Raw genomic sequence first — 21,643 nt, 5'->3', positions numbered from 1 at the left:
ACCCCCTTCCTGAGGAGGCAAGAGTACTCCGCGCGCGGAAACCGCTACCGACCCGCCGGACGGACCAGCTCCACCTGCAGCTCGTCGAGATTCGGCAGGTGCTCGCGCGCCTGTGATCTCGCCGCGGCGGCGATCCGCTGGGCGTCGCTGAGGCTGGTCGCGTCCACGACGAGATGAGCGCTGCCGTGCAGGCGGTGGCCGATCCACCGCAACTGGATGCGGGCCACCTCGGCCACGCCCGGCGTCTCCTCGAGCGCGTGCTCCAGCCTGTCGGTCAGCTCCGGCTCGATGCCGTCGAGGAGACGCCGTCCGATGCTGCGGACGGTACCGAGCAGCAGCACGACGATCGCGGCGGAGATGAGCAGGCCGACGATCGGGTCGGCGAGCGGGAAGCCGAGCAGCACGCCGATTGCGCCGAGCACGACCGCGAGCGAGGTGAAACCGTCGATGCGGGCGTGCACGCCGTCAGCGACCAGGGCGGCGGAGCCGATGCGGCGCCCGACCCGGATGCGGTAGATCGCCACCGCCTCGTTGCCCGCGAAGCCGATCACGCCGGCGACGATCACCCAGCCGAGGTTGTTCAGCGGATGCGGGTGGATGAGCCTGTCCACCGACTGCCAGGCCGCGACCACCGCGGAGAGCGCGACGACGGCGATGATGAACAGCCCGGCGAGGTCCTCCGCCCTGCCGAAGCCGTAGGTGTAGCGGCGGGACGCAACGCGCCTGCCGAGAACGAACGCGACCCAGAGAGGCACGGCGGTCAGAGCGTCGGAAAAGTTGTGCACGGTGTCCGCGAGGAGGGCGACGGAACCGCTGAACGCGACGACGACCGCCTGCAGGACCGTTGTGCCCAGCAGCACGAAGAGGCTGATCTTGAGTGCACGGACTCCCTCCGTGCTCGCTTCGAGCGCGTCGTCGATGGAGTCGGCTGCGTCGTGCGAGTGGGGGATGAACAGTCCATAGAGGAAACCGCGGAAGCCGGCCGGGTGGTGGTGGTGGTCGTGGTGGTGGTCGTGCGTGTGCACCGCGCTCACGCCGACGCCTCCTCCTGCGCGGCTTCGCCGTGATGGTGGCGTGGCGTGCCGCCGAGCGAGTGCTCCGCCTGGAAGATCGCATCCGTCACCAGTCGGCCGGCGTGCTCGTTGCCCAGCCGGTAGAACACCCGCTGCCCGTCCTGCCGGGTGGCGACGATGCGCGCCAGTCGCAGCTTGGCGAGGTGCTGGGAGACGGCCGCCGGCGACTTGTCGAGGATGTCGGCGAGGTGGTTGACCGACAGTTCGCCCGCATCCTTCAGCGCGAGGACGATGCGCACCCTGGTCGCGTCGGCGAGCATGGAGAACACCTCGACGGCGAGCTCGACGTACTGGCTGTCCGGAAGTCGCCCGCATATCGGCTTATCTGCATCCATACGCAGATTAAAGACACAAACGCATCACGAACGCAAGCCGGGCTGCGTGTAGCCTCGCAGCGTGGGAGGGAGTAGGTCATGACGTTCAGGGAATTGCACGCCGGAGCATCGCCCCTGTTGCTGCCGAACGCCTGGGATGTGGGCTCCGCGCTCGCGTTCGTCGCAGCGGGCTTTCCGGCGGTCGGCACGACGAGTTTCGGGGTCAACGCATCCACGGGCCGGCCGGATGCGGGAGGGGCGAGCCGGGAGGCGACCGTCGCGCTCGTCGGGCGACTGATCGCGCTTCCCGTGCCGATCTCCGCCGACATCGAGGACGGCTACAGCGACGATCCAGCCGAGGTCGGCGATTTCGTCGCGCGTCTCGGCGCGGCCGGGGTGAACATCGAGGACTCGGCGGAGGGGAGGCTCGTCGACCCGCGCATCCCCGCGGCGAAGATCTCCGCGATCCGCAGCGCCGCGCCCGAGGTGTTCGTGAACGCCAGGATCGACTCGTACTGGTTCAAGGAAGACGACACCGTCCCTGCCGTCCTCGACAGGGCGAAGGCGTACGTGGATGCGGGCGCTGACGGGATCTTCGTGCCTGGAGCCGCGGAACCGGCGACGCTGGAGCGGTTGGCGGCTGCCATCCCGGTTCCGCTCAATGTGCTCGTCGTTCCCGGTCTCACGCTCGGGGAACTCGGGGAGCTCGGCGTGCGGAGGGTCAGCACCGGATCGCTGCCGTACCGTGTCGCGATCGACGCGGCCGTGGAGGTCGCAGCGTCGGTGCGAGACGGACGGCCTGTACCTGCTGCGACCTCCTACGCCGAGTCGCAGCAGCGGCTCGTCGACTTCGCGGCTCGCCTTGACGTGTAGGACGTCTGATGTCTAACGTCTTCTTAACATGACGAACGACACCCCCACCCACCACGCCTCATCCACCGACTCCACGACGCGCGAGATCCGCTACGGACTCGTCGGCGCGGGCTACTTCGGGCTCGCCCTCGCCCGCGCGTTCGCCGCACTCCCCGGCGCGAGCATCGCCGTCGTGCACGATCCGGAGCACGCCGAGGCCGCTGCGGCCGAATTCGGCGCAGCGGTGGCGGGGTCGGCAGAGGAGCTCTGCCAGAGCGACCAGGTGGATGCGGTCATCGTCGCCTCCCCCAACTGGGCGCACCACGAGGCCGTCGTGGCGGCTGCGATGGCGGGCAAGCCGACCTTCTGCGAGAAGCCGATCGCGCTGTCCTACCGCGACTGCACGGAGATGGTGGATGCAGCGGGCGAGGCCGGCGTGCTGTTCATGGCCGGTCACGTGATGAACTTCATGGCCGGCGTGCGCCTGGCCAAGCGGCTCATCGCGGACGGCTCCCTCGGCAGGGTGCTGTTCTGCCGCGCGGTCCGCACCGGCTGGGAGGAGCCGAAGCCCTCCGTCTCCTGGAAGAAGAAGCGCGCGCTGTCCGGTGGGCACCTGTACCACCACATCCACGAGCTGGACGTGGTGCAGTTCATCATGGGCGCGGCGGAGACCGTGACGATGGTGGGTGGAAACGTCGCGCACCGAGGCGAGCAGTTCGGCGACGAGGACGACATGCTGCTCGTCACGCTGGAGTTCGGGAACGACACGTTCGCCACCCTCGAATACGGCTCGGCGTTCCGCTGGCCGGAGCACCACCTGCTCATCCAGGGCACTCTCGGCGCGGTGATGATCGACCTGAAGAACCCCGGCGTCACCGTGCGCATCGGGGGCGAGGAGACCGCACACCTGCTGCACCGCACAGCCGAGGAGGACGCGCAGCGCGCGGAGGCGTACGCGGGCAGCGCTGCCGACGGCGCGATCCGCTACGGCGACCCGTCCACCATCCCTCCGCTCTGGCTCACCGGCATCGTCGAGGAGGAGACGGCGTACTTCCACGGCCTGCTGCTCGGAGACGAGCCGGAGCCCGAGTTCGCCGCCCTCACCGACGGCACCGCCGCCCGGGCGGCCATCGCCACCGCCGACGCCCTCACCCTCTCCCTGACAGAGGGGCGCAAGGTCGCCGTCGCGGAGGTCGTGCGCGCTACGAACTCGTAGCGAGCACGAGCCGACCGTCCTCCCGCCGCGGGATGCGCAGCGGGTTCGCGTCGAGGAGTGCGGTCGGCAGCACGGACTCGGGAGCGTTCTGGTACGCGACCGGGGTCAGGAAGCGGCGCAGCGAACTGGCGCCGACCGAGGTGTGCTGCGAGCCGGTCGTCGCGGGCCACGCCCCGCCGTGATGCTGAGCCCACGCTGTCGCCACTCCGGTGGGCCAGCCGCCGAAGACCAGACGGCCGCACCGCGGAGCCAGGATGGCGGCGATGCCGGACACGTCCTCGTCCGGTGCCGACCGGATCGTCGCCGTGAGCGAGTTCGGCAGGAGCGCGAGCGCCGACCGCAGTTCGCCGGCCGACGCGTAGGAGACGACCGCGGTGAGCGGGCCGAAGCACTCGGCGAGGAGCGCGTCGGGGTCGGCGAGGAACGCATCCACGGTCGCCGAGATGACGGTCGGTCGCCCCTCCGCGTCTCCACTCGTGCGCGCAACAGTGACGTCGCCGCGAGCGGAGAGATCGCCGACGCGGTGCTCGAACGCGCGGGTCATGCCGGTCGTCAGCAGGGGATGGCCGGTCGTCAGCAGGGGATGCGCATCCGCACCGGCGAGCGCGGCGTGCACGGCCCGGCCGAAGCCGCTGTCCGCCGGGGCGAAGACCAATCCCGGCTTGGTGCAGAACTGGCCGGCATCCCTGGTCACCACCTCCAGCAGCCCAGCGGCGAGGCCGGCGGCGTCCGCGCTCGCCGCTGCCTGCGTCACGACCACGGGGTTGATGCTGCCCAGTTCGCCGTAGAAGGGGATGGGGTCGGCACGTGACGAAGCGACCTCGAACAGGGCGCGGCCGCCGTGCTCCGAACCGGTGAACGCCACGGCGGTGACCAGGGGGTGCCTGACCAGTTCGACCCCCGCATCCACGCCGTCGACCAGCCCGATGGCGTCTGCGCTCAGCCCGGCCGCCGCGAGGGCGTCCCTCGCGAGCTCGGCCGTCCGCTCGGACAGCAGCGGATGCCCGGGGTGCGCCTTGACCACCACCGGGCACCCCGCCGCCAGGGCGGAGGCCGTGTCGTTGCCGAGCACAGAGAACGCGAACGGGAAGTTGGATGCGGTGAACACGGCCACGACGCCGAGCGGGCGGAGCATCCGCCGAAGGTCGGGTCGTGGCGGGGCGGTCGACGGGTCGGCGTGGTCGATCGCGGCTTCGAGGAAGCTGCCGTCGGCGACCACCTCCGCGAAGAAGCGGAGCTGGTTCGCGGTGCGCGTCACCTCCCCGGAGAGGCGTGCCGGTGTGAGGTGCGTCTCCGCGGAGGCGATGGCGACGAGTTCGTCGCGCGCCGACTCCAGCGCGGCGGCCAGGGCCGTGAGCGCGCGCATCCGGTCGGAGAGCGACGACGAGGAGAAGCCGGAGCCGGATGCGCGGCCGACCACCGCATCCACCGCCGATGCCTGCACGAGCGTGTCGCCCATCAGAACGCCGAGAGACCGGTGAGCGAGCGGCCGATGACGAGGGTGTGGATGTCGTCTGTGCCCTCGTAGGTTCTGACCGACTCCAGGTTGTTCATGTGGCGCATCACGGGGAACTCGTCCGTCACGCCGTCGCCGCCGAGGATCGTGCGGGCGGCGTGCGCGATCTTCAGAGCCTCGCGGACGTTGTTCAGCTTTCCGACGCTGAGCTGCGCCGGTGTGATGGCCCCGCGTTCCTCCAGCCGTCCGAGGTGGAGGGCGAGGAGCATCCCCTTCTCGTACTCGACCAGCATGTCGGCGAGTCTCTGCTGCACGAGCTGTTTGGAGCCGATCGGCGCACCGAACACCTGACGCGTCGTCGAGCGTTCGATGGCCGCTTCCAGGCAGCTCCGCGCGGCTCCCATCGCACCCCAGACGATGCCGAAGCGCGCCTCGTTGAGGCAGGTGAATGGGGCGGAGAGCCCGATGGCGTCCGGGAGCTGGGCGGAGGCGGGGACGCGGCAGGCGTCGAGGTCGACCGCGTACTGCACGGAGGTGCGCATCGACAGCTTGTTGTCGATGATGGTGGCGGTGAAGCCGGGGGATGCGGTGTCGACCACGAAGCCGCGCACGCCGTCGTCGGTGCGCGCCCAGACCACGGCGACATCGGCGACGCCCGCCAGACCGATCCAGCGCTTGTGCCCGGTGATGAGCCAGTCGTCGCCGTCCCTGATCGCGACGGTCGTCATCGCCGCGGGGTCGCTTCCGCCCTGCGGCTCGGTGAGGGCGAAGCAGCCGATCAACTCGCCACGCGCCATCGCTGGCAGCAGCGCCTTCTGCTCGGCGGACCCGAAGCGGGAGATGGCCGTCATCGCGAGCGAACCCTGCACGGAGACGAAGGTGCGCCACCCGCTGTCGACGGCTTCGAGCTCATGGCAGACCAGGCCGTAGCTGACCGCGCCCGCCCCCGCGCAGCCGTCGTCCTGCAGGTGCATTCCGAGGAAACCGGCCGCGCCGAACGCGGGAAGCAGTTCGCGCCGGAAGTGCCGGTTCTCGAAGTCCTCGTCGACGACGGGGGCGAGCTGGTCGCGGGCGAAGCTGCGCGCTCGCTCGGCCCAGTCGAGCTCCTCGGCGGTGAGGAGCGGTGCGAGATCGAAGGTGTCTGCGAGCGGGGTCATCGGTGATCCTCGTGGTCGGGTGCGGGTGCGGGTGCGGGTGCGGGTGCGGGTGCGGGTGCGGGGTCGACGTGCGGTGCGGCCGGTTCGGCGAGGCGGACATCACGCCAGTCCGCGTCGTCGTGCTGGCCGAGAGCGGGTGCCGCGACACCCGGCCGCGGCGGAGAGCCCGCCAGGTGGATGGGGTTGGCCGGCTGGCGCGCGTCGACCTCGCCGTGCTCGTCGGTGAGCTCCTGCACGGGATGCGCGCCGAAGCTCTCCGCGAGCGCGAACGCCTCGGTGATCGTGTTCACCAGCCCGGCGGGGACATCCCTGGCGTCGAGGAGCCGTTTCCAGTGCTCGGCCGGCGCGGTGGCGAGCACCGCTTCGAGTTCGCGGCGCAGCGCATCCCGGTGGCCGACGCGCTGCGCGTTGCTGACGAAGCGAGCGTCGACCGCGAGCTCCGGACGTCCGAACGCCTCGGCGAGGGCGGCGAACTGCCGGTCGTTGCCGACGGCGATCACCAGCTCGCGGTCCTGGCAGGCGAAGACCTCGTACGGCGCGATGCTGGGGTGCGCGTTCCCGCGGCGCACAGGGTCGACTCCGGTGGCGAGGGCACTGGACGACTGGTTGGTGAGCGCGGCGAGCAGGGTGCCGAGCAGGTCGACGTCCAGGTGGTCGCCGAGGCCGGTCGCCTCCCGCGTGCGCAGCGCCAGCAGGATGCCGGAGAACGCGTTCAGCCCGGTGAGCACGTCCACCAGCGCGACGCCCGCCTTGGTCGGCGGGCCATCTGGTGCGCCGGTCACGCTCATCAGCCCGCCGACCGCCTGCACCAGCAGGTCGTAGCCCGGCAGGCCGATGCCGCGGCCGAATCCGGTGATCGAGCAGTAGACGACGCCGGGGTTGGCGGAGCGCACGGCGGCATCGCCGAGGCCGAACCGCTCCATCGTGCCGGGGAGGAAGTTCTCGATGACGACGTCGGCGGAGTGCGCGAGGCGGCGCGCGGTGGCGAGGCCGTCCGGTGTGCGCAGGTCGCAGACGATCGAGCGCTTGCTGCGGTTCACGCTGGCGAAGTACGTCGACCTGCCCTGCGCATCCACCGGCGGCATCCACTGGCGGGTGTCGTCGCCGAGCGGGCTCTCGATCTTGATGACGTCCGCGCCGAAGTCGGCGAGCATCATGGTGGCGTACGGGCCGGCCAGAATGCGCGTGAAGTCGGCGACCCGGATGCCCGCGAGGGGCGCGGCTCGTTCGTGCTGCGTCATATCTGCATCCAACCAGACGTCCTTGTCGTGTTGCAACGTGGAAATATTCGTCAGTCCGTGCGGGGCGCGCCCGTCGACTCGCGCCTCACCAGGCTATATGGGGCGTGATCGGTGCGCGGCTCGGCGTCCGGCTCGTCCAGTCGTCGCAGCATCGCGACGATCGCCAGCCGCGCGATCTCGTGCAGGTCGGGGGAGATGGTCGTGAGCGATGGGGCGGAGAACGCGGCCTCCGCCGTGTTGTCCCAGCCGACCACCGCGACATCGTCCGGCACCCGGATGCCTGCCTCGCGGAAGGCGCGGAGCGCACCGATGGCGAGGAGGTCGTTCGCGCAGACCAGGCCGTCGAGCCCGCCCATCCGCTCGATCAGCTCTCTGGTGCGCTCGTAGCCCTCCTCGCGGGAGTAGTCGCCGTCCGGACTCGACTGGTCCCAGCGCGAGACGGTCACGACGTGCGCAGGGTCGGCCGTCAGCTTCGCTTCGTCGAGCGCGTTCTGGAAGCCCCGGATGCGCAGGTCGGCGGGCGCCGCGCCGATCGTTCCGACCTTGACGTCTCCCAGGAAGCCGAGCGTGCGCCGTCCGCTCTCGATCAGGCACCGGGTGGCGTCGTAGCTCGACCGGACGTTGTCGACCACGACGCTGTCGATCCGCGTGCTGCGGAACCGCTCGCCGAGCAGCACAAGCGGCGTCGCACCTCGTTCGGCCTCGAAGCGCTCCAGGTCGATCGTCAGCGGGCTGAACAGGATGCCGTCGGTGAGGATGGTGCGGAACCCGGCCGCCACCCTGAGCTCGCGCTCCAGGAGTCCTCGTGTCTCGTCGATCACCACGTCGTAGCCGAACTGCTCCGCCTCGGTCACGACCGCGTGGGCGAGCTGGGCGAAGTACGGATGAGAGACGAACGGCACCGAGAGCGTGAGGAGCTTGCTCCTGCCGCTGCGGAGCTGGCGCGCCGCCAGCTGGGGCCGGTAGCCGATCTCGGCGATGGCTGCCTCGACCTTGGTGCGCGTCGCCTCGCTGATGTATTTGTGCCCGTTGACCACATTCGAGACCGTGCGGTACGAGACGCCCGCGAGCGCCGCGACGTCTTTGATCGTCGGGGCTCCCGAGCGTCGGCCCTGTGGTTGCTCGTCCATGCTGGTCACGGTGACATCGTAGTGAAGGGATATCTTGCAACGTTGACATGGTGTCGTATTTCCACGTTGCAATATTCTGCGAACTCTGATTGAGTGTCCCTGCGAGCAGCTCCGCAGAACCCCGGGCGGAGGCTGTCCGGCACTCACCATTCCGGCCGGAAACCCGTATCGCACGCGCCATCGAGCCACCCCCTCCTCGATGCGCAACGCGGCAGCCCGACCACGAACATCCAATCAACGACGAGGAGATGATCTGTATGACAGCAGGCACCAAGCGGCGACCGAAACGGTTGCTGGCGGTCGCGGGCGCGGCAGCGCTCAGCCTGATCGCGCTCACCGCGTGCACCGGCACGGGATCGAGCGACAAGCCGTCGGCGGTCGACGGCGGCGGCATCGGCACGGCCAAGAAGCACGTGAAGATCACGATGATGTCGAACGACGCGTTCGCTCAGCAGTGGCAGGACCAGTTGGTCCCCGAGTTCAACAAGGAGTTCCCGTACATCGACGTCACCATCGACGCCGTCCCGTACACGGAACTGCTCGCGAAGGGGCTGCTCAACGGCACGGACCCCGACCCCCAGTACGACCTCATCACGCTCGACGACCCGTGGACACCGCAGCTCGCCAACGCCGGCGTGCTGCTGGACCTCAAGAACGACGCCAAGCAGTGGACGGACAAGGGCTACGACTGGGCCGACTTCAACGCCGCGCCGCTCGCATCCAGCGAGTGGGACGGCAAGCAGTACGGCGTCCCACTGCGCTCCAACATGCTGCTGATGTTCTACAACAAGGCCCTCTACGCCAAGGCCGGCCTCGCCGACCCCACGCCAGAGCTCACCTGGGACCAGTACCTGAAAGAGGCTCCGTCGCTGGTGCAGGACACCGACGGCGACGGCAAGGTCGACTCCTGGGCCGTCGGCCTCACCTGGATGCGCGGAGTGCTCTCGCCGCCGGTCTGGCAGGCCGTGCTCAACTCCAACGGCGGTGCGCTGTTCGACAAGGACATGAAGCCGACCTTCGACACCAAGGCGGGCATCGCGGCCCTGCAGACGCAGGTCGACCTGCTCAAGTACGCGCCTCCCGGAGCGACGAACTACAACTACACCGAGCCACTGGATGCGTTCCGCCAGGGCAAAGTCGCTTCCATCTTCACCTGGGGCAGCGCATACAAGAGCGCGGCCGTCGACCCGGCCGTCACCACGCTGACGCCCGACCAGGTCGGCATCCAGACCATGCCTGCCGGCACTGACGGCGCGAGCACGCACCGCGGCATCTGGAGCGGTTCGGTCTTCAAGAACTCCGCGCATCCGGAGGCCGCCTGGACCTTCCTGCAGTGGATGACGTCGAAGAAGGGCGAGGTCTGGACGACCAACACCCTCGGATCGTTCCCCGCCCGCAAGTCGACCCTGGCCAGCACGCCGAGCCAGGAGTGGCTGGCGCCGGTCTTCACGACCATCCAGAGCGCGTACGACGTGGCGGAGAAGGGCCGGATGTGGCGGCCCCGCAGCCCGGAGTCGAACGCGATCCAGGAGATCCTCGCGGATCAGACGAGTGCGGCCGTCCAGGGACAGACGTCGGCGAAGGACGCGCTCGCGAAGGCCACCGATCAGATCAATGAACTGCTGAAGAAGTAAGGAACATGACAGTCGAACTCACGAGACGGCGTGTGGACCGCGCCCGTCGCGTCTCGCGGACGCGGGACATCTTCAGCAGATGGACGTTCATGCTTCCGGCAACGGTGCTCCTCGCCGCTGTCCTGGCATACCCATTGCTCTACACGCTGCAGATCAGCTTCTCGAAGTTCGACCTGGCGACGTTCTCACCGACGGAGTGGGTCGGTCTCGAGAACTACACGGCCGCGCTGAAGAACGAGACGTTCCAGAACTCCCTGGTCGTCACCGGCATCTACCTGGTGCTCGCTCTTCCGCTGCAGATCGTGCTCGGTTTCGGGATCGCCTACCTGATGAACGCCGAGTGGAGAGGGCGCGGCATCGTCCGCGCCCTCTTCCTCATCCCGATGGTCGTCGCCCCCGTGGTCTCCGGCGGCATCTGGAAGATGATCCTCGACCCGCTCTGGGGCGTGGTCGGCTGGTTCCTCGGCCTGTTCGGGATCCCGGCGATCGACTGGTTCGGCAGCGCGAGCATGTCGATGATCAGCGTCGTCATCATCGACACCTGGCGGTCCGTGCCGTTCGTCGCGCTGATCGCGGCGGCCGCACTGCTCGCCCTCCCGAAGGACGTGTTCGAGGCGGCCAAGGTGGACGGCGCCAGCTGGTGGCAGACGCTCTGGTCGGTGAGCCTTCCCATGCTCGGGCCGATCATCGCCGCGACGTTCGTGGTGCGCTGGCTGGGCGCGGTGAAGATGTTCGACATCATCCTCGCGACCACCAACGGGGGACCAGGGGAGGCGACGAACGTCGTCAACCTCTTCATCTACCAGCAGGCGTTCCGATTGCTCAAGTTCAGTGAGTCGTCGGCGATGGCGGTGATCGTGCTCGTCATCACGATGATCCTCACCTTCGTGTTCCTTCTGGGCAGCAAGAAATTGGAGGACAGGCTGTGACCGTCATCGCCAGGGAGCGCACCCGCGACTCCGACACCGCACCGGAGCCCCGCGCATCCCTGACCGGCAAGCGCCGCCGCGGAGAACGCGCGCGCATCTGGTCGGGCGTGATCATCTGCATCCTGTTCCTGCTCCCGCTGGTCTGGATGCTCCTCACCTCGTTCAAGCAGCAGCGCGACATCTTCACCACGCCGCCGACCTTCTTCTTCGATCCGACGCTCAACCAGTACGTGCAGGCGTTCATCCAGGGCGGGCTCGGGCCGAAGATGATCAACACGATCATCGTCGCAGGCGGGGCCGGCATCCTCTCGCTGGTCGCGGGAGCGATGGCCGGGTACGCCCTGTCGCGGCTGAAGATCAAGGGCGCGGCCACCATCGGCGTGCTGATCCTCGCCTCCCGCGGCGTGCCGCCGATCGCCCTGGCCGTGCCGATGTTCCTCGTCGCCCGCACGCTCGGGATCACCGACACGCACATCACGCTGATCCTCGCGTACTGCTCGTTCGTCATCCCGTACGTGATGTGGCTGATGCGCGGCTTCTTCCTCGCACTGCCGAAGGAGCTGGAGGAGTCGGCGATGATCGACGGCTGCTCCCGGATGGGCGCGTTCTTCCGGATCATCGTCCCGATCTCGGCTCCCGGACTCATCTCCACCTTCATCTTCAGCATCATCCTCGCCTGGGAAGAGCTTCTCTTCGCGCTGGTGCTGACCAACCGCAAGGCCACCACCCTGCCCGTCGCCATCGCCGGAATGGCGGGCGACACCGAGCACGGCGCGAACTGGGGCGCGCTCTCCGCAGCCGGGATGCTCACCGTCGTGCCCGTCGTGATCCTCGCCCTGCTCGTGCAGAAGTGGCTGATCCGCGGTCTCGCGGACGGCGCCACCAAGGGCTGAGCACCATGCCGCCCACACGGACCACCCACACACAGAAAGGCCAGAAACGAGTGAGGCTACCTCTCAAACCGGTCGCCCAGGGCGGCGAGCGCGTCGCTGAGCGCGAGATCACCGAGACCACGGAGCTGTGCCTCCCATCCGGGAAGCTCAACCCTGCCGCGGTCGGCTGGACGCGCACGGCGCTGCACAGAACCGGCCTTGCAGGGTGGGGCCGCAACAAGCGCTTCGAGTACTGGTCGATCGTCACGCCGACCTCGATCGTGACGATGAACATCTCGCACCACGACTACCGGGCGAACGTGTCGGTCACCTATCTCGACAGGGCGACGTACGGCGAGATCGTGCAGGGCGGCAACACCTGGCTGCCCGGCCACGGCGGGATGCGCGACGAGACCAACCGCGAGCCGATGGAGTCGCGCCGCAAAGACGTGCTCGTGCGGATGACGCCGCGCGGGGTCAACACCGTGCTGCACGCCGAGTCGCAGCGCATCTCGGTGGACCTGCGCATCATCGGCGAACCGGATCACGAGTCGATGGGCGTCGTGGTGCCGTGGAGCGATCGCGCGTTCCAGTACACGAAGAAGGACAACTGCTTGCGCGCACAGGGCGTCGTGATCGTCGACGGCGTCACCCACCGCGTCGAACCGGACGAGTCGTACGCGGTGCACGACCGCGGGCGCGGGCGCTGGCCGTACTTCACGTTCTGGAACTGGGGCGCGGGGAACGGCCTGAGCGCAGACGGCAGGGAGATCGGCCTGCAGTTCGGCGGCAAGTGGACGGACGGCACCCCATCCACCGAGAACTGGCTGCGCGTCGACGGGCGCCTGCACAAGATCAGCTCGCATCTCGACTGGCGCTACGACCCCACCCAGTGGCTGCGGCCGTGGAGTCTCGCCGGGCCGGGCGTTGACGTCACCTTCACACCGGAGCACCACACCAGGCACCTGTTCGACCGCTGGATCGTGAAGAGCAGGGGCGACACCTGCTTCGGCCACTACGCGGGCAGGATCACGCTGGAGTCCGGCGAGGCCGTGGAGTTCTCGAACGTCTTCGGCCACGTCGAAGAGGTCGAACGCCGCTGGTGACCAGACCACCGGCCACCCGGCCGGCACAGACCGCTCCGGACGCCACTGCGGAGGTCCACTGACGCAGCCGGAGCAGAGCGGGGCGCCGTACCGATATGCGGCTCCCCGCTCACCCCCTCGAACCGCACACCCTCGAACCGCACACCCTCGATCGGAGACAGCACCATGTCAGTGAAGACCATGCGACAGACTCCCGCCGTGCTCCGCGTGAGCGAGACCGCTCTCGCCATCGCACCTCCCCGCTCCGGCGACGACAGGGGTGGATGCTCTGCCTGGCTGAGCGGCCCTGCCGGCTCCGGCACCGCCCGCATCCTGCACCTGGAGGGCGACGCCCCGCATCCCGACATGATCGTGGTCGACTACGCGGGCGTCACCGGCGCGTACAGCAGGTCGTGGGTGCTGCACAGCGTGGTCGGCGAGCTCGCCGTCTTCACGCTGCTCGCGGAGGCGCCGACAACATTCCCCGCCCGGTCGCACGCGCTCGCCGGGTGATGCCGGGTCACCAGCGGTTGCGGACGTCCTCCGCCCAGCCGAGCAGCGCATCCACCCGGATGCGCCCCTGCCCCGTCTCGACCCAGCCGGAGTAGTGCCCGAAGCACTGGTGGCCGCGGCTGCCGAAGACGACGAGTTCCGTCGAGCTGGCGTGGTCCCAGAACGGGACGAACGACAGCTCCACGCCCTCGCCGTGGATGCGCCAGGGCGACAGCCAGTCGCGCTCGTCGTAGTCCCAGTCGAGCTCTTCGCCGATCTTGTGCAGCGTTCCGTCGACCAGCACGCCGTTCTCGGTCGAGCCCGTGCCGTCCGTCCACTTCCCGCCGAGCTGCAGGCCGATGGTGTGCCCGTCGGCGGTGCCGGACGCCGCTCCCCAGTTCCACTGCATCCGGTACGGCCAGCGGCCGCGTCCGTGGTCGAGGACCGCCCAGCTCTGGCCGACAGGCAGGTCGACGCGTTCGCCGTTCAGTTCGAGCCAGCCTGCGGCGGGCCGTGCGACGTCTTTGACCGTGTACTGGAAGCGGGTCTGCGACCACGGGACCACGACGGCGAGCACCTCGTGGCCGTCCGGCCGCTCCGCGATGATGTCGAAGGCGGCACCGGCTGCCCGCCCGCGCAGCCGGGAGCCCTCCGCGCCGTCGTCGATGTCGATCGACAGCGACCTGGTGCGTGCGCGTGCTGCGTCTGCGCCGAGGCGGGAGGGCAGTGCCGCGCTCCCACCGAGGGGCGCGACTGCTCCGCGCTCGACCGTCGTGCCGGACCGGATGTCGTGGATCATGATGCCGTGCACCGAGGCGTAGTCGAGCGACGAGACGGTCAGCGAGACGATGTGCGTCGGCGTGGTGACCGCCCAGTACTCCCAGCGCTTGTTCCTGCCCCAGCTCGTGCGGCCGTCGATGCCCGAGGTGTCGTGCAGCGGTCTTCTGCTCCAGCCGACCGCATCCGGATTCAGCCGTCCGCCCGGCAGGCAGAGTGCCACCTCCTCTGTGAGTTCACGCTCGACGATCCTGCGACCCATCGCGGACTCCTTCCTGATGCGGTGTGCGCGGCTGCGCGACCAGCGCGAACCGCTCGGCGAGCTCCTGGTTGACCGCGCGCACGGTGGCGGCGTCGGCCTTGACGACCGTGCGGTCGGCGGTGAGGAGCCCGTTCAGCTCGTCCTCCACATCGGCGAGCTGGGTGTAGACGATCCCGGACAGCCCCGCGTCGATGGCGGGCAGCACATCGTCCCGGTGCAGTGCGGCGAAGGCCGCGCTGAACGCCGCGCGGGAGGCGAGCTTGCGATAGCCGAACTCGCGGGAGCTGAACTCGTGCCCGGCGAGCCGGAGGCTGTATCCGCCGTACTCGGACACGACGACGGCCCTGCCGTCCCCGCCCCAGCGACGGCCGGGGCGGATGCGCCGGAAGTAGACGTGCAGGCTGCGCAGGTCGCCCCCGCCCTGGTCGTGCCATCCGCTCGCGTGGTCGATCACCCTGTCCTGGTCGAGCGATCGGATGCGCCGAACGGCGTCCAGCGCGTCGAACTGCCCCCAGGCCTCGTTGAACGGCACCCAGACCACGACGCTCGGGACGCTCCTCAGCAGCAGCACGGTCTGGTCGAGCTCTGCGCGGAACTCGTCGCGTCCCGCGGCGTCCTGGCGGCCGAACGCGCGGTGCCGCCTGTCGTCCAGCCGCACCGGGAGCAGCACGGGAGCGGTGATCACGGCCGGGTTGTATGCGCGGCCGCCGTTGACCATGTCCTGCCAGACGAGCATCCCGAGCCTGTCGCAGTGGTGGTACCAGCGCAGCGACTCCACCTTGATGTGCTTGCGCAGCATCGTGAAGCCGAGTTCCTTCATGCTGCGGATGTCGTGGATCAGCGCCTCGTCGGACGGCGCGGTCAGCAGGCCGTCCGGCCAGTAGCCCTGGTCGAGCACACCGGCGTGGAAGTACGGACGCCCGTTGAGCAGGAGGCGCGGCCGCCCTGCGCCGTCGCGCTCGACGCTCACCGACCGCATCCCGACATAGCTGGTCACCCGGTCGACGCCGAGACGCACCTCGATGTCGTAGAGGTGCGGGTCTTCCGGGCTCCACGCGCGCACCTCGTCGAGTTGCAGTGCGATCGGCCGGCCGGTGAGGCCCGCGCCGCTCGCGAGCAGCTCGCCGTCTGCGGTCAACGTCACCGTCGCGTCGGCGTCCTCGCTTCCCGTCACCACGATCTCGACCGTGCGCGAGGCGAGCAGCGGCCGGATGTCGAGCCGCTGGATGTGCAGCCTCGGCACGGACTCCAGCCACACCGTCTGCCAGATCCCCGACTGCGCGGTGTACCAGATGCCTCCGCGGCGTAGCGCCTGCTTGCCGCGGGAGCGGTAGCCGGTGTCGCTGACGTCGACCACGTCGACGGTGAGCACGTGCTCCGCTCCGTCCGCCAGTGCGGACGCGATCTCGAAGCTGAACGGCAGGAAGCCTCCGGAGTGACGGCCGATCAGCTCGCCGTCCAGATAGACCGCGCAGTCCTGGTCGACGGCCCCGAAGTGCAGCACCACGAGTTCGCCCGCCGCGTCGGTGAACCCGTCGGGGAGCCGCAGGCTGCGCCGGTACCAGAGGTGCTGGCCGGGGAGGAGCTGCCTGTCGACGCCGGAGAGCGCGGACTCCGGCGAGAACGGCACCAGAATCGTGCCGTCCCAGTCCAGGGGATGCACGGAGCTGTCGGTGATCGCGTACTCCCACCGCCCGTTGAGGTTGAGGTAGCTGTCGCGGGCGAGCTGCGGGCGGGGGTACTCCTGCAGCACGGCGTCCTCGTCGATGGCATCGGCCCACGGCGTCCTCATGCTCACGGGCGGGCCGCCCTGGCGCGCAGGGCGACGAGCACGGGCACGAGGAGCAGCACGGCCGCGGCGGCGATGAAGATCTCCGGCCCTGGCACGGGCTGGACGACGCCGAGCGACGTGTAGGTGTTCGCCGCCCCCGAGATCACGGCGGCGCCGAGGAAGGGGCCGGCGATCATCGGGATCATGACCGCCAGGATCATCCGGACGCCCTGCACCGCTCCTGCGCGGTCGGCAGGGGTGTGGTCGCGGGTCATCGCCGACACGGTCGCGAGCGACGCCATCATCCCCGCCATCATGACGGTCGCCGACGCGATCACCGCCGGCAGCTCGCGTGCGAAGGTCATCGCGACGAGCCCGACCGCGAACACGGCGACCGCTGGCAGCAGGAAGCGGGTCTTGCCGATCCTGTCCATCACCCGGCCGCCGACGATGCTCAAGGCCGACGCGAGGATCAGCACGATGCCGAGGGCGAGCGCGTACGAGTCGATGCGCAGGTAGCGCTGCAGGTAGATGATCACGTACGGCAGGAACACCTGTGTGCTCGTCCCGACGACGGTCCAGATCGCGAGCGTGAGGTAGAGCGCCGGAGCCTGTTTGATCGTGCTCGGGCGCAGGCCGTGCAGCACGGCGGTGAGGATGCCGTCGTTGCGCGGCGGGACGCCGCGGTCTCTGACGAGGAACCAGGACAGAGCCCCGGTGACGATGGTGACCATGCCGACAATGCCGAAGAACAGCTTCCAGTCCCCGGCGCGCGTGAGCCCGTCGAGCAGGCCGAACACCAGGAGCATCGCGATGAGCGGGAGCACAGCCAGCACGCCGTCGACCCGGCCGCGATTGCCGGGGTTCGTGGAGTCGGTCACCCACGCGGCGAAGGCGGCGTCGTTGGCGCCGGAGCCGAACGCGCTCATCACGCAGTCGAGCAGCACGATCGCGACGATCGCCCCGATCAGCACGGCGCCGGTCGGAGCCGATGCCCCCGCGGGCGCCCCGACGAAACCGAACCCGGCCGTGCAGACGCCCCACGCGATGTAGCCGAGCGCGATGATCGCACGGCGGCGGCCCATCCTGTCCGACCAGGCGCCGACGAGGAGCGTGGCGATGGTCGCGGCGATCGCGCTCGCGCCGACCAGGATCGCGATGACGTTCGGGTCAGGCGAGATGGTGTCGTACACGTACACGTTGAGGTACATGTTCTCGACCGTCCAGGCGAGTTGCCCGACCAGTCCGACGACGACGAGCGCCAGCCAGGTGCGGCCGCCGAGGGCGGTGCTGGTCGAGCGGGTGGCGGCCGGGGCTGTGGGTTCGGTTCGTGGACCCATCACATCCTCATCATCGAGAGTTGCAACGTGGAAATAGTGATCTGACAATAGCAACAAAAACGGCCGCGAGCGGACAGGGTCCCCTCGCGGCCGTCAGTGGTCAGCTCACCAGGTGCTGTCTCCGCGCACGGTCACGTCGTAGCCGCCGTCGACGAACACCACCTGCCCGCACAGGTGCGAGTTCTCCTCACCGGCCAGCCAGGCCAGGAGCCTGGCGGCGACCTCGGCATCGAACGGGCCGTTCAGCGGCATCGGCACCTGTTCGTTCAGCCGGGCGCGACCTTCGGGGGTGGCCACGAGCTCCGCGGTCATCGGCGTCAGCACGACGCCGGGGGCGATGGCGTTGAGCGGGATGCCCGCCCCGGCCCACTCCGGCGTCGCCGCGTTCCTGCGCAGCCAGCGCGCGAGCGCCCGCTTGCTGGAGGAGTAGATCCGGTGGGCGGTCGCCGGGGACTCCGCGAGCTCTGCCGCACGGGCGAGCGCGTTCTGCTCCGTGCCATCGAGCAGGAGTTCGACCAGCGTCTCGTCGTGGTCCTGCAGCGACGCCATCGACGCCACGGCGACGGCGCGCGGAGCAGTGGATGCGGTCAGCAGCGGGCGCAGCCCTTCGAGCGTCGCGATGGCTCCGTAGTAGTTCACGGCGGCTGTGACGGGGATGCCGGCGCTGAGGCCGGCGACGGCGAGCACGCCGTCGAGGACGCCCCCGGACAGCTCGGTCGCCCGCTCGACGAGGGTCGAGCGCCCGTCGGCAGTGGACAGGTCGGCGGAGATGTCTGCGCCCTTCAGGTCGGCGCCGATGACGCGGTCGCCGCGGGAGCGGAGGAGTTCCGTCGTTGCTTTGCCGATGCCGCTCGCGGCTCCGGTGACGAGGTAGGTGCGGGTCATGATTCTGCTTTCTCTGGTCGGTCGGGTGTGCGGGTGGGAGCCGCGGAGACGCGCGACGCGTGCGCGACGGCGTCGTCTCGGAAGCGGTGCAGGAAGCGATCGAAGTCGGCGCGGTCCCGCTCCGGCCAGGCTCGGAGCAGGTCGGCCATCATCGTGTCACCGGCCGCGACGAGCGCTGCCGCCGTCTCCGCCCCGGCCGGCGAGAGCCGCAGGAGCGTCGCCCGGGAGTCCTCGGGGTCCTGCCGCTTCTCGATCAGCCCGTGCGCTCCGAGCCGCGCGGTCAGCTTGGAGATCGCGGACGCCCCGACGTGCAGCCGGGAGGCGAGCGTCGACGCGCGCTGCTCGCCGTCGCGCGCCAGCATCGTGACGGCAACGATGGCGGTGGTGTCCAGGTCGACGCCGACGCCGGTGGCCAGTACGCGGATGAACGCACCGGACGACCACAGCGAGAAGACCTCGAGCAGGGCTGCGAGCTGGCCGGAGCGATAGGGGAGGCCGGGGGTGTCGGCTGGAACCTCATCCACTGTCATGCCGTCGCCTTTCGAAGATACTGTCCTCAAGACAGTATATGCCTCCAGTGGATGGCAGAGAGCGCCGGTGCCGCCGAATCAGACCAGCGTCTCGACCCGGATGAGGTCGGTGCGCGCGATCACGGTGCGGTGCACATCGGCCAGCGCGACCCGCTCCGGGTCGGCCAGGTACGACTGCAACGCGGCGTCGTCGGGCAGGCGGATGACCTGCACTTCCAGCGGTGCTTCGCCGTCGCCGTCGCCGTCCCTTTCGACACGGCGAACCCGGCTCACCACGTGCCCTCCGTGCTTCGGCACGAGCGCGAGAACGGTGTCCTCGTAGTGGGTGAGGGCGTCGTCGTTGCCGTCGGTCGCCCAGAGCAGCACGCAGAGTTGGAGAGCCATCGGCACAGGATATCGGCCCGCTTCCTGGCGAGCCGGTCAGGAGAGGATCGCGGTCGTCAGCGTGGCGACGAGCGGGCGGGTCACTGTGCCGTCGAACGCCTCCACGATCAGCGCTTCGACGGCGTCGAGCAGTCCCTCCCGCTGCTCGGGCGGCATCAGGAGCGTGCCGGAGTAGCTGAGCATGAGCTTCCGATAGTCGGCAGCGCTGTAGGTCTGGTTCCAGTCGTAGCGGCGCACCTCGACACGCTCGAAGCGACGGTCGGCGGCGATGAGGCTCCGGATGGGCGGATCGACGTTCTGCCTGGTCGGCGCGGGCGGCCCGGTGTGTCCCTGGCCGTACTGGTCGTACAGCGGCTGGGCGGCGGCGAAGAACCCCCGGTCGTCTGCCGACTCCACCTGGATGAGGTCGACCACCGCCAGAACGCCACCGTCCCTCAGCAGCAGCGCTGGCCGGTCGAGTTGCGCCTCCGGCGAGATCCAGTGATAGGCGGTGGCCGAGAACACCGCGTCCGCCGACCGGGCGGCCAGGGGCAGACGCTCGAAGTCGCCGATGCTCACGCGCAGCCGCTCGGACGGCAGCTTCGACCGCAACGCGACAGCCAGCGCTGGACCGAGCTCGACGGCGTGCACGGTCGCACCCCGCGCCAGCAGGTCCGCCGTCGCCTGCCCCGTTCCTGGGCCGACCTCCAGGATGTCCGGCCGCGTGGGCAGCAGTGCGAACAGTGCGTCGAACAGCGCAGAGGGATAGGACGGGCGCACCTCGTCGTACACCGCCGCCGCCGCGTCGAAGGCGAGCCGCGCTGCCCCGTCGCCGCTGACGTCGCTCACGTCGCTCGCCCCGCTCACGTCGCCGCAGCGGGCAGCGCCCGATCGTCGCCCTCGTACTCCTTCGACAGCATCCGGTACGACCTGGTGAGGAACGCCCCCACCCCGAGCAGCACCATGAGCAGCCCGGAGACCAGGAACACGAACGCGATGCCGCGGGCGTCGCCCTCCCCGAGCAGCCAGCCCCAGGTGGCCTGACCGGCATCGCCTGCCAGATACGGGATGATGACGAACTGGGCGATCGGCGCGATGAGGAACGCCGTGATCGGGGCGGCGGCCGACTCCAGCGCCTGGGCGAACCCGAAGACGCGACCCTGGCGCCGGAAGGTCACGACCTTCTGGATGACCGTCTGCTCCGCTGCCTCGACAGCCGGGATCATCGTCATGTACAGCCAGATGCCGAGCACGTACAGCCACCACCACTCGCGGATGGTGAACAGGGCACCGAGGACGCCCATCCCGATCACGAGCAGCAGCATCGTGCGGATCGGGTTCCTGCCCAGCCCGAACTTCGCGATGACGAGACCGCCGATGATGAAACCGGTCGACGAGATGGCCAGGACGATCCCCCACAGCTCCACCTCGAACAGCTCGAGACCGTACGGGTCCATCAAAGCCAGGTACACACCGCCGATCAGGTTGTTGAAGGTGGAGAAGATGATGAGGGCGAACAGGCCGGGCGCGCTGCGGATCGCGCTGATGCTCCCGCGCAGATCCATCCCGGGCGCCTTCTCCCCGTCGCCGTGCGGCGAGTCCTCCGGGATTCGCAGGAACAGCAGGTGGAAGAGGGCCAACCCGGTGAAGGTGATGGCGATGACCAGCGTCCAGCCCATCCCGAGCATCCCGATCGCCAGTCCGCTGAAGACGCTGGTGACGATGAACGCGAGGCCCTGGACGGTGCCGACCAGGCCGTTCGCGTTGGCGTGCCGCTCCACCGGGATGAGCAGCGTGACGGTGGTGGACAGGGCGATGTTCCGCATGTTCTCGATCACCGAGCCGAACAGCACGATGCCGGCGAACACCCAGAACATCGGCCCCGAGATGTCGAGGAGCGCCGACTCGGGGAACAGCAAGTAGAAGACGCCGGCGATGCAGAACGAAACCAGCGTGACAGCGCTCGCCACCAGCATCACCGCGTGCTTGCGGTACCGGTCGACGATCGACCCGAACAGGATCGAGAACACGGCGACGAGCAGCATGTACGCTCCGCCGACGATACCCGTCGCGAGCACGGAGTGCGTCTCGAGGTAGACCCAGAACGTCAGGGCGAACCAGAGGAAGCTCGTGGTCACGTTGGCGATCATCGTGTTGACCAGCACCTGCATGAACGTGCGGGTGCCGCCCGCCGGCGGGGCGGACGTGGCTTGCGCGGCAGTCGACGGCTCCGCCATGCAGACGAGGCTACGGGATGCGCGCGC

21 protein-coding genes are annotated in these 21,643 nt (G+C 69.4%); 7 read left to right on the top strand and 14 right to left on the bottom strand.

Features of this window, described 5'->3' with window-relative positions:
* Positions 1–44: 44 nt before the first annotated feature.
* Positions 45–1,025, bottom strand: coding sequence for a cation diffusion facilitator family transporter (locus tag ACYVGI_RS02135; protein ID WP_460631473.1), 981 nt, complete (start codon positions 1,023–1,025; stop codon positions 45–47).
* Between the two features lie 5 nt (positions 1,026–1,030).
* Positions 1,031–1,408 carry an ArsR/SmtB family transcription factor gene (locus ACYVGI_RS02130; protein WP_460631009.1) on the bottom strand — a complete coding sequence of 126 codons (378 nt, stop codon included), beginning with the start codon at positions 1,406–1,408 and terminating at the stop codon, positions 1,031–1,033.
* Between the two features lie 78 nt (positions 1,409–1,486).
* On the opposite strand from ACYVGI_RS02130, the gene ACYVGI_RS02125 reads away from it, so the two are divergent.
* Both ACYVGI_RS02125 and ACYVGI_RS02120 read left to right on the top strand, forming a co-directional pair.
* A complete protein-coding gene (locus tag ACYVGI_RS02125; RefSeq protein WP_460631008.1) occupies positions 1,487–2,260 on the top strand; it encodes an isocitrate lyase/PEP mutase family protein in 774 nt (257 codons plus the stop codon).
* Positions 2,261–2,288: 28 nt separating this feature from the next.
* Positions 2,289–3,455, top strand: a complete 1,167-nt coding sequence (locus tag ACYVGI_RS02120) for a Gfo/Idh/MocA family protein (RefSeq protein WP_460631007.1) — start codon at positions 2,289–2,291, stop codon at positions 3,453–3,455.
* On the opposite strand, the gene ACYVGI_RS02115 is transcribed toward ACYVGI_RS02120, so the two are convergent.
* Genes ACYVGI_RS02115 through ACYVGI_RS02100 form a run of 4 tightly spaced genes read right to left on the bottom strand, consistent with a single transcriptional unit; the run spans position 3,442 to position 8,439 of the window.
* Complete coding sequence (locus tag ACYVGI_RS02115; RefSeq protein ID WP_460631006.1) at positions 3,442–4,914, bottom strand: aldehyde dehydrogenase family protein; 1,473 nt, start codon at positions 4,912–4,914, stop codon at positions 3,442–3,444. The genes ACYVGI_RS02120 and ACYVGI_RS02115 overlap by 14 nt on opposite strands.
* Positions 4,914–6,068: an acyl-CoA dehydrogenase family protein gene (locus tag ACYVGI_RS02110; RefSeq protein ID WP_460631005.1), complete on the bottom strand. Its 1,155-nt coding sequence runs from the start codon at positions 6,066–6,068 to the stop codon at positions 4,914–4,916. Before ACYVGI_RS02110 ends, ACYVGI_RS02115 begins: the two co-directional genes overlap by 1 nt.
* A complete protein-coding gene (locus ACYVGI_RS02105; protein WP_460631004.1) occupies positions 6,065–7,309 on the bottom strand; it encodes a CaiB/BaiF CoA transferase family protein in 1,245 nt (414 codons plus the stop codon). Before ACYVGI_RS02105 ends, ACYVGI_RS02110 begins: the two co-directional genes overlap by 4 nt.
* A 50-nt stretch (positions 7,310–7,359) precedes the next feature.
* Positions 7,360–8,439, bottom strand: a complete 1,080-nt coding sequence (locus tag ACYVGI_RS02100) for a LacI family DNA-binding transcriptional regulator (protein ID WP_460631472.1) — start codon at positions 8,437–8,439, stop codon at positions 7,360–7,362.
* A gap of 257 nt (positions 8,440–8,696) precedes the next feature.
* Here ACYVGI_RS02100 and ACYVGI_RS02095 point away from each other — a divergent pair, with 257 nt between their 5' ends.
* From ACYVGI_RS02095 to ACYVGI_RS02075, 5 genes are all read left to right on the top strand, one after another.
* Positions 8,697–10,073: an ABC transporter substrate-binding protein gene (locus ACYVGI_RS02095; RefSeq protein ID WP_460631003.1), complete on the top strand. Its 1,377-nt coding sequence runs from the start codon at positions 8,697–8,699 to the stop codon at positions 10,071–10,073.
* Positions 10,074–10,078: 5 nt separating this feature from the next.
* Positions 10,079–11,002 carry a carbohydrate ABC transporter permease gene (locus tag ACYVGI_RS02090; RefSeq protein ID WP_460631002.1) on the top strand — a complete coding sequence of 308 codons (924 nt, stop codon included), beginning with the start codon at positions 10,079–10,081 and terminating at the stop codon, positions 11,000–11,002.
* A complete protein-coding gene (locus tag ACYVGI_RS02085) occupies positions 10,999–11,895 on the top strand; it encodes a carbohydrate ABC transporter permease (RefSeq protein WP_460631001.1) in 897 nt (298 codons plus the stop codon). Before ACYVGI_RS02090 ends, ACYVGI_RS02085 begins: the two co-directional genes overlap by 4 nt.
* 50 nt (positions 11,896–11,945) lie before the next feature.
* Positions 11,946–12,980, top strand: coding sequence for a DUF2804 domain-containing protein (locus ACYVGI_RS02080; protein ID WP_460631000.1), 1,035 nt, complete (start codon positions 11,946–11,948; stop codon positions 12,978–12,980).
* Positions 12,981–13,145: 165 nt separating this feature from the next.
* Positions 13,146–13,472, top strand: a complete 327-nt coding sequence (locus tag ACYVGI_RS02075; protein ID WP_460630999.1) for a hypothetical protein — start codon at positions 13,146–13,148, stop codon at positions 13,470–13,472.
* A gap of 7 nt (positions 13,473–13,479) precedes the next feature.
* Here the strand turns inward: ACYVGI_RS02075 and ACYVGI_RS02070 are convergent, their stop codons facing one another.
* From ACYVGI_RS02070 to ACYVGI_RS02035, 8 genes are all read right to left on the bottom strand, one after another.
* Positions 13,480–14,490 carry a DUF2804 domain-containing protein gene (locus ACYVGI_RS02070; RefSeq protein WP_460630998.1) on the bottom strand — a complete coding sequence of 337 codons (1,011 nt, stop codon included), beginning with the start codon at positions 14,488–14,490 and terminating at the stop codon, positions 13,480–13,482.
* A complete protein-coding gene (locus ACYVGI_RS02065; RefSeq protein WP_460631471.1) occupies positions 14,465–16,282 on the bottom strand; it encodes a glycoside hydrolase family 2 protein in 1,818 nt (605 codons plus the stop codon). Before ACYVGI_RS02065 ends, ACYVGI_RS02070 begins: the two co-directional genes overlap by 26 nt.
* A 2-nt stretch (positions 16,283–16,284) precedes the next feature.
* The gene (locus ACYVGI_RS02060) at positions 16,285–17,601 is read right to left on the bottom strand and encodes an MFS transporter (protein WP_460630997.1); all 1,317 of its coding nucleotides are present in this window, start codon (positions 17,599–17,601) and stop codon (positions 16,285–16,287) included.
* Positions 17,602–17,706: 105 nt separating this feature from the next.
* Positions 17,707–18,486, bottom strand: coding sequence for an SDR family oxidoreductase (locus ACYVGI_RS02055; RefSeq protein ID WP_460630996.1), 780 nt, complete (start codon positions 18,484–18,486; stop codon positions 17,707–17,709).
* Positions 18,483–19,016 carry a MarR family winged helix-turn-helix transcriptional regulator gene (locus tag ACYVGI_RS02050; protein WP_460630995.1) on the bottom strand — a complete coding sequence of 178 codons (534 nt, stop codon included), beginning with the start codon at positions 19,014–19,016 and terminating at the stop codon, positions 18,483–18,485. Before ACYVGI_RS02050 ends, ACYVGI_RS02055 begins: the two co-directional genes overlap by 4 nt.
* Before the next feature lie 78 nt (positions 19,017–19,094).
* Positions 19,095–19,400 (bottom strand): hypothetical protein, encoded by a 306-nt coding sequence (locus ACYVGI_RS02045; RefSeq protein ID WP_460630994.1) that lies wholly within the window; start codon positions 19,398–19,400, stop codon positions 19,095–19,097.
* Between the two features lie 36 nt (positions 19,401–19,436).
* Complete coding sequence (locus ACYVGI_RS02040; protein WP_460630993.1) at positions 19,437–20,228, bottom strand: class I SAM-dependent methyltransferase; 792 nt, start codon at positions 20,226–20,228, stop codon at positions 19,437–19,439.
* Between the two features lie 14 nt (positions 20,229–20,242).
* The gene (locus tag ACYVGI_RS02035; RefSeq protein ID WP_460630992.1) at positions 20,243–21,616 is read right to left on the bottom strand and encodes an MFS transporter; all 1,374 of its coding nucleotides are present in this window, start codon (positions 21,614–21,616) and stop codon (positions 20,243–20,245) included.
* Positions 21,617–21,643: the final 27 nt, after the last annotated feature.

The sequence above is a fragment of the Leifsonia lichenia genome (assembly GCF_054780215.1).
The sequence above is the reverse complement of the archived record's forward strand: the minus strand, read 5'-3'. Positions and strand labels throughout refer to the sequence as shown.

Bases quoted from the DNA above. Each gene is read 5' to 3' on its own strand.
- ACYVGI_RS02130 (WP_460631009.1), bottom strand. From the start codon at position 1,408: ATGGATGCAGATAAGCCGATATGCGGGCGACTTCCGGACAGCCAGTAC.
- ACYVGI_RS02125 (WP_460631008.1), top strand. From the start codon at position 1,487: ATGACGTTCAGGGAATTGCACGCCGGAGCATCGCCCCTGTTGCTGCCG.
- ACYVGI_RS02120 (WP_460631007.1), top strand. From the start codon at position 2,289: ATGACGAACGACACCCCCACCCACCACGCCTCATCCACCGACTCCACG.
- ACYVGI_RS02115 (WP_460631006.1), bottom strand. From the start codon at position 4,914: ATGGGCGACACGCTCGTGCAGGCATCGGCGGTGGATGCGGTGGTCGGC.
- ACYVGI_RS02110 (WP_460631005.1), bottom strand. From the start codon at position 6,068: ATGACCCCGCTCGCAGACACCTTCGATCTCGCACCGCTCCTCACCGCC.
- ACYVGI_RS02105 (WP_460631004.1), bottom strand. From the start codon at position 7,309: ATGACGCAGCACGAACGAGCCGCGCCCCTCGCGGGCATCCGGGTCGCC.
- ACYVGI_RS02100 (WP_460631472.1), bottom strand. From the start codon at position 8,439: ATGGACGAGCAACCACAGGGCCGACGCTCGGGAGCCCCGACGATCAAA.
- ACYVGI_RS02095 (WP_460631003.1), top strand. From the start codon at position 8,697: ATGACAGCAGGCACCAAGCGGCGACCGAAACGGTTGCTGGCGGTCGCG.
- ACYVGI_RS02090 (WP_460631002.1), top strand. From the start codon at position 10,079: ATGACAGTCGAACTCACGAGACGGCGTGTGGACCGCGCCCGTCGCGTC.
- ACYVGI_RS02075 (WP_460630999.1), top strand. From the start codon at position 13,146: ATGTCAGTGAAGACCATGCGACAGACTCCCGCCGTGCTCCGCGTGAGC.
- ACYVGI_RS02070 (WP_460630998.1), bottom strand. From the start codon at position 14,490: ATGGGTCGCAGGATCGTCGAGCGTGAACTCACAGAGGAGGTGGCACTC.
- ACYVGI_RS02065 (WP_460631471.1), bottom strand. From the start codon at position 16,282: ATGAGGACGCCGTGGGCCGATGCCATCGACGAGGACGCCGTGCTGCAG.
- ACYVGI_RS02060 (WP_460630997.1), bottom strand. From the start codon at position 17,601: ATGGGTCCACGAACCGAACCCACAGCCCCGGCCGCCACCCGCTCGACC.
- ACYVGI_RS02055 (WP_460630996.1), bottom strand. From the start codon at position 18,486: ATGACCCGCACCTACCTCGTCACCGGAGCCGCGAGCGGCATCGGCAAA.
- ACYVGI_RS02050 (WP_460630995.1), bottom strand. From the start codon at position 19,016: ATGACAGTGGATGAGGTTCCAGCCGACACCCCCGGCCTCCCCTATCGC.
- ACYVGI_RS02045 (WP_460630994.1), bottom strand. From the start codon at position 19,400: ATGGCTCTCCAACTCTGCGTGCTGCTCTGGGCGACCGACGGCAACGAC.
- ACYVGI_RS02035 (WP_460630992.1), bottom strand. From the start codon at position 21,616: ATGGCGGAGCCGTCGACTGCCGCGCAAGCCACGTCCGCCCCGCCGGCG.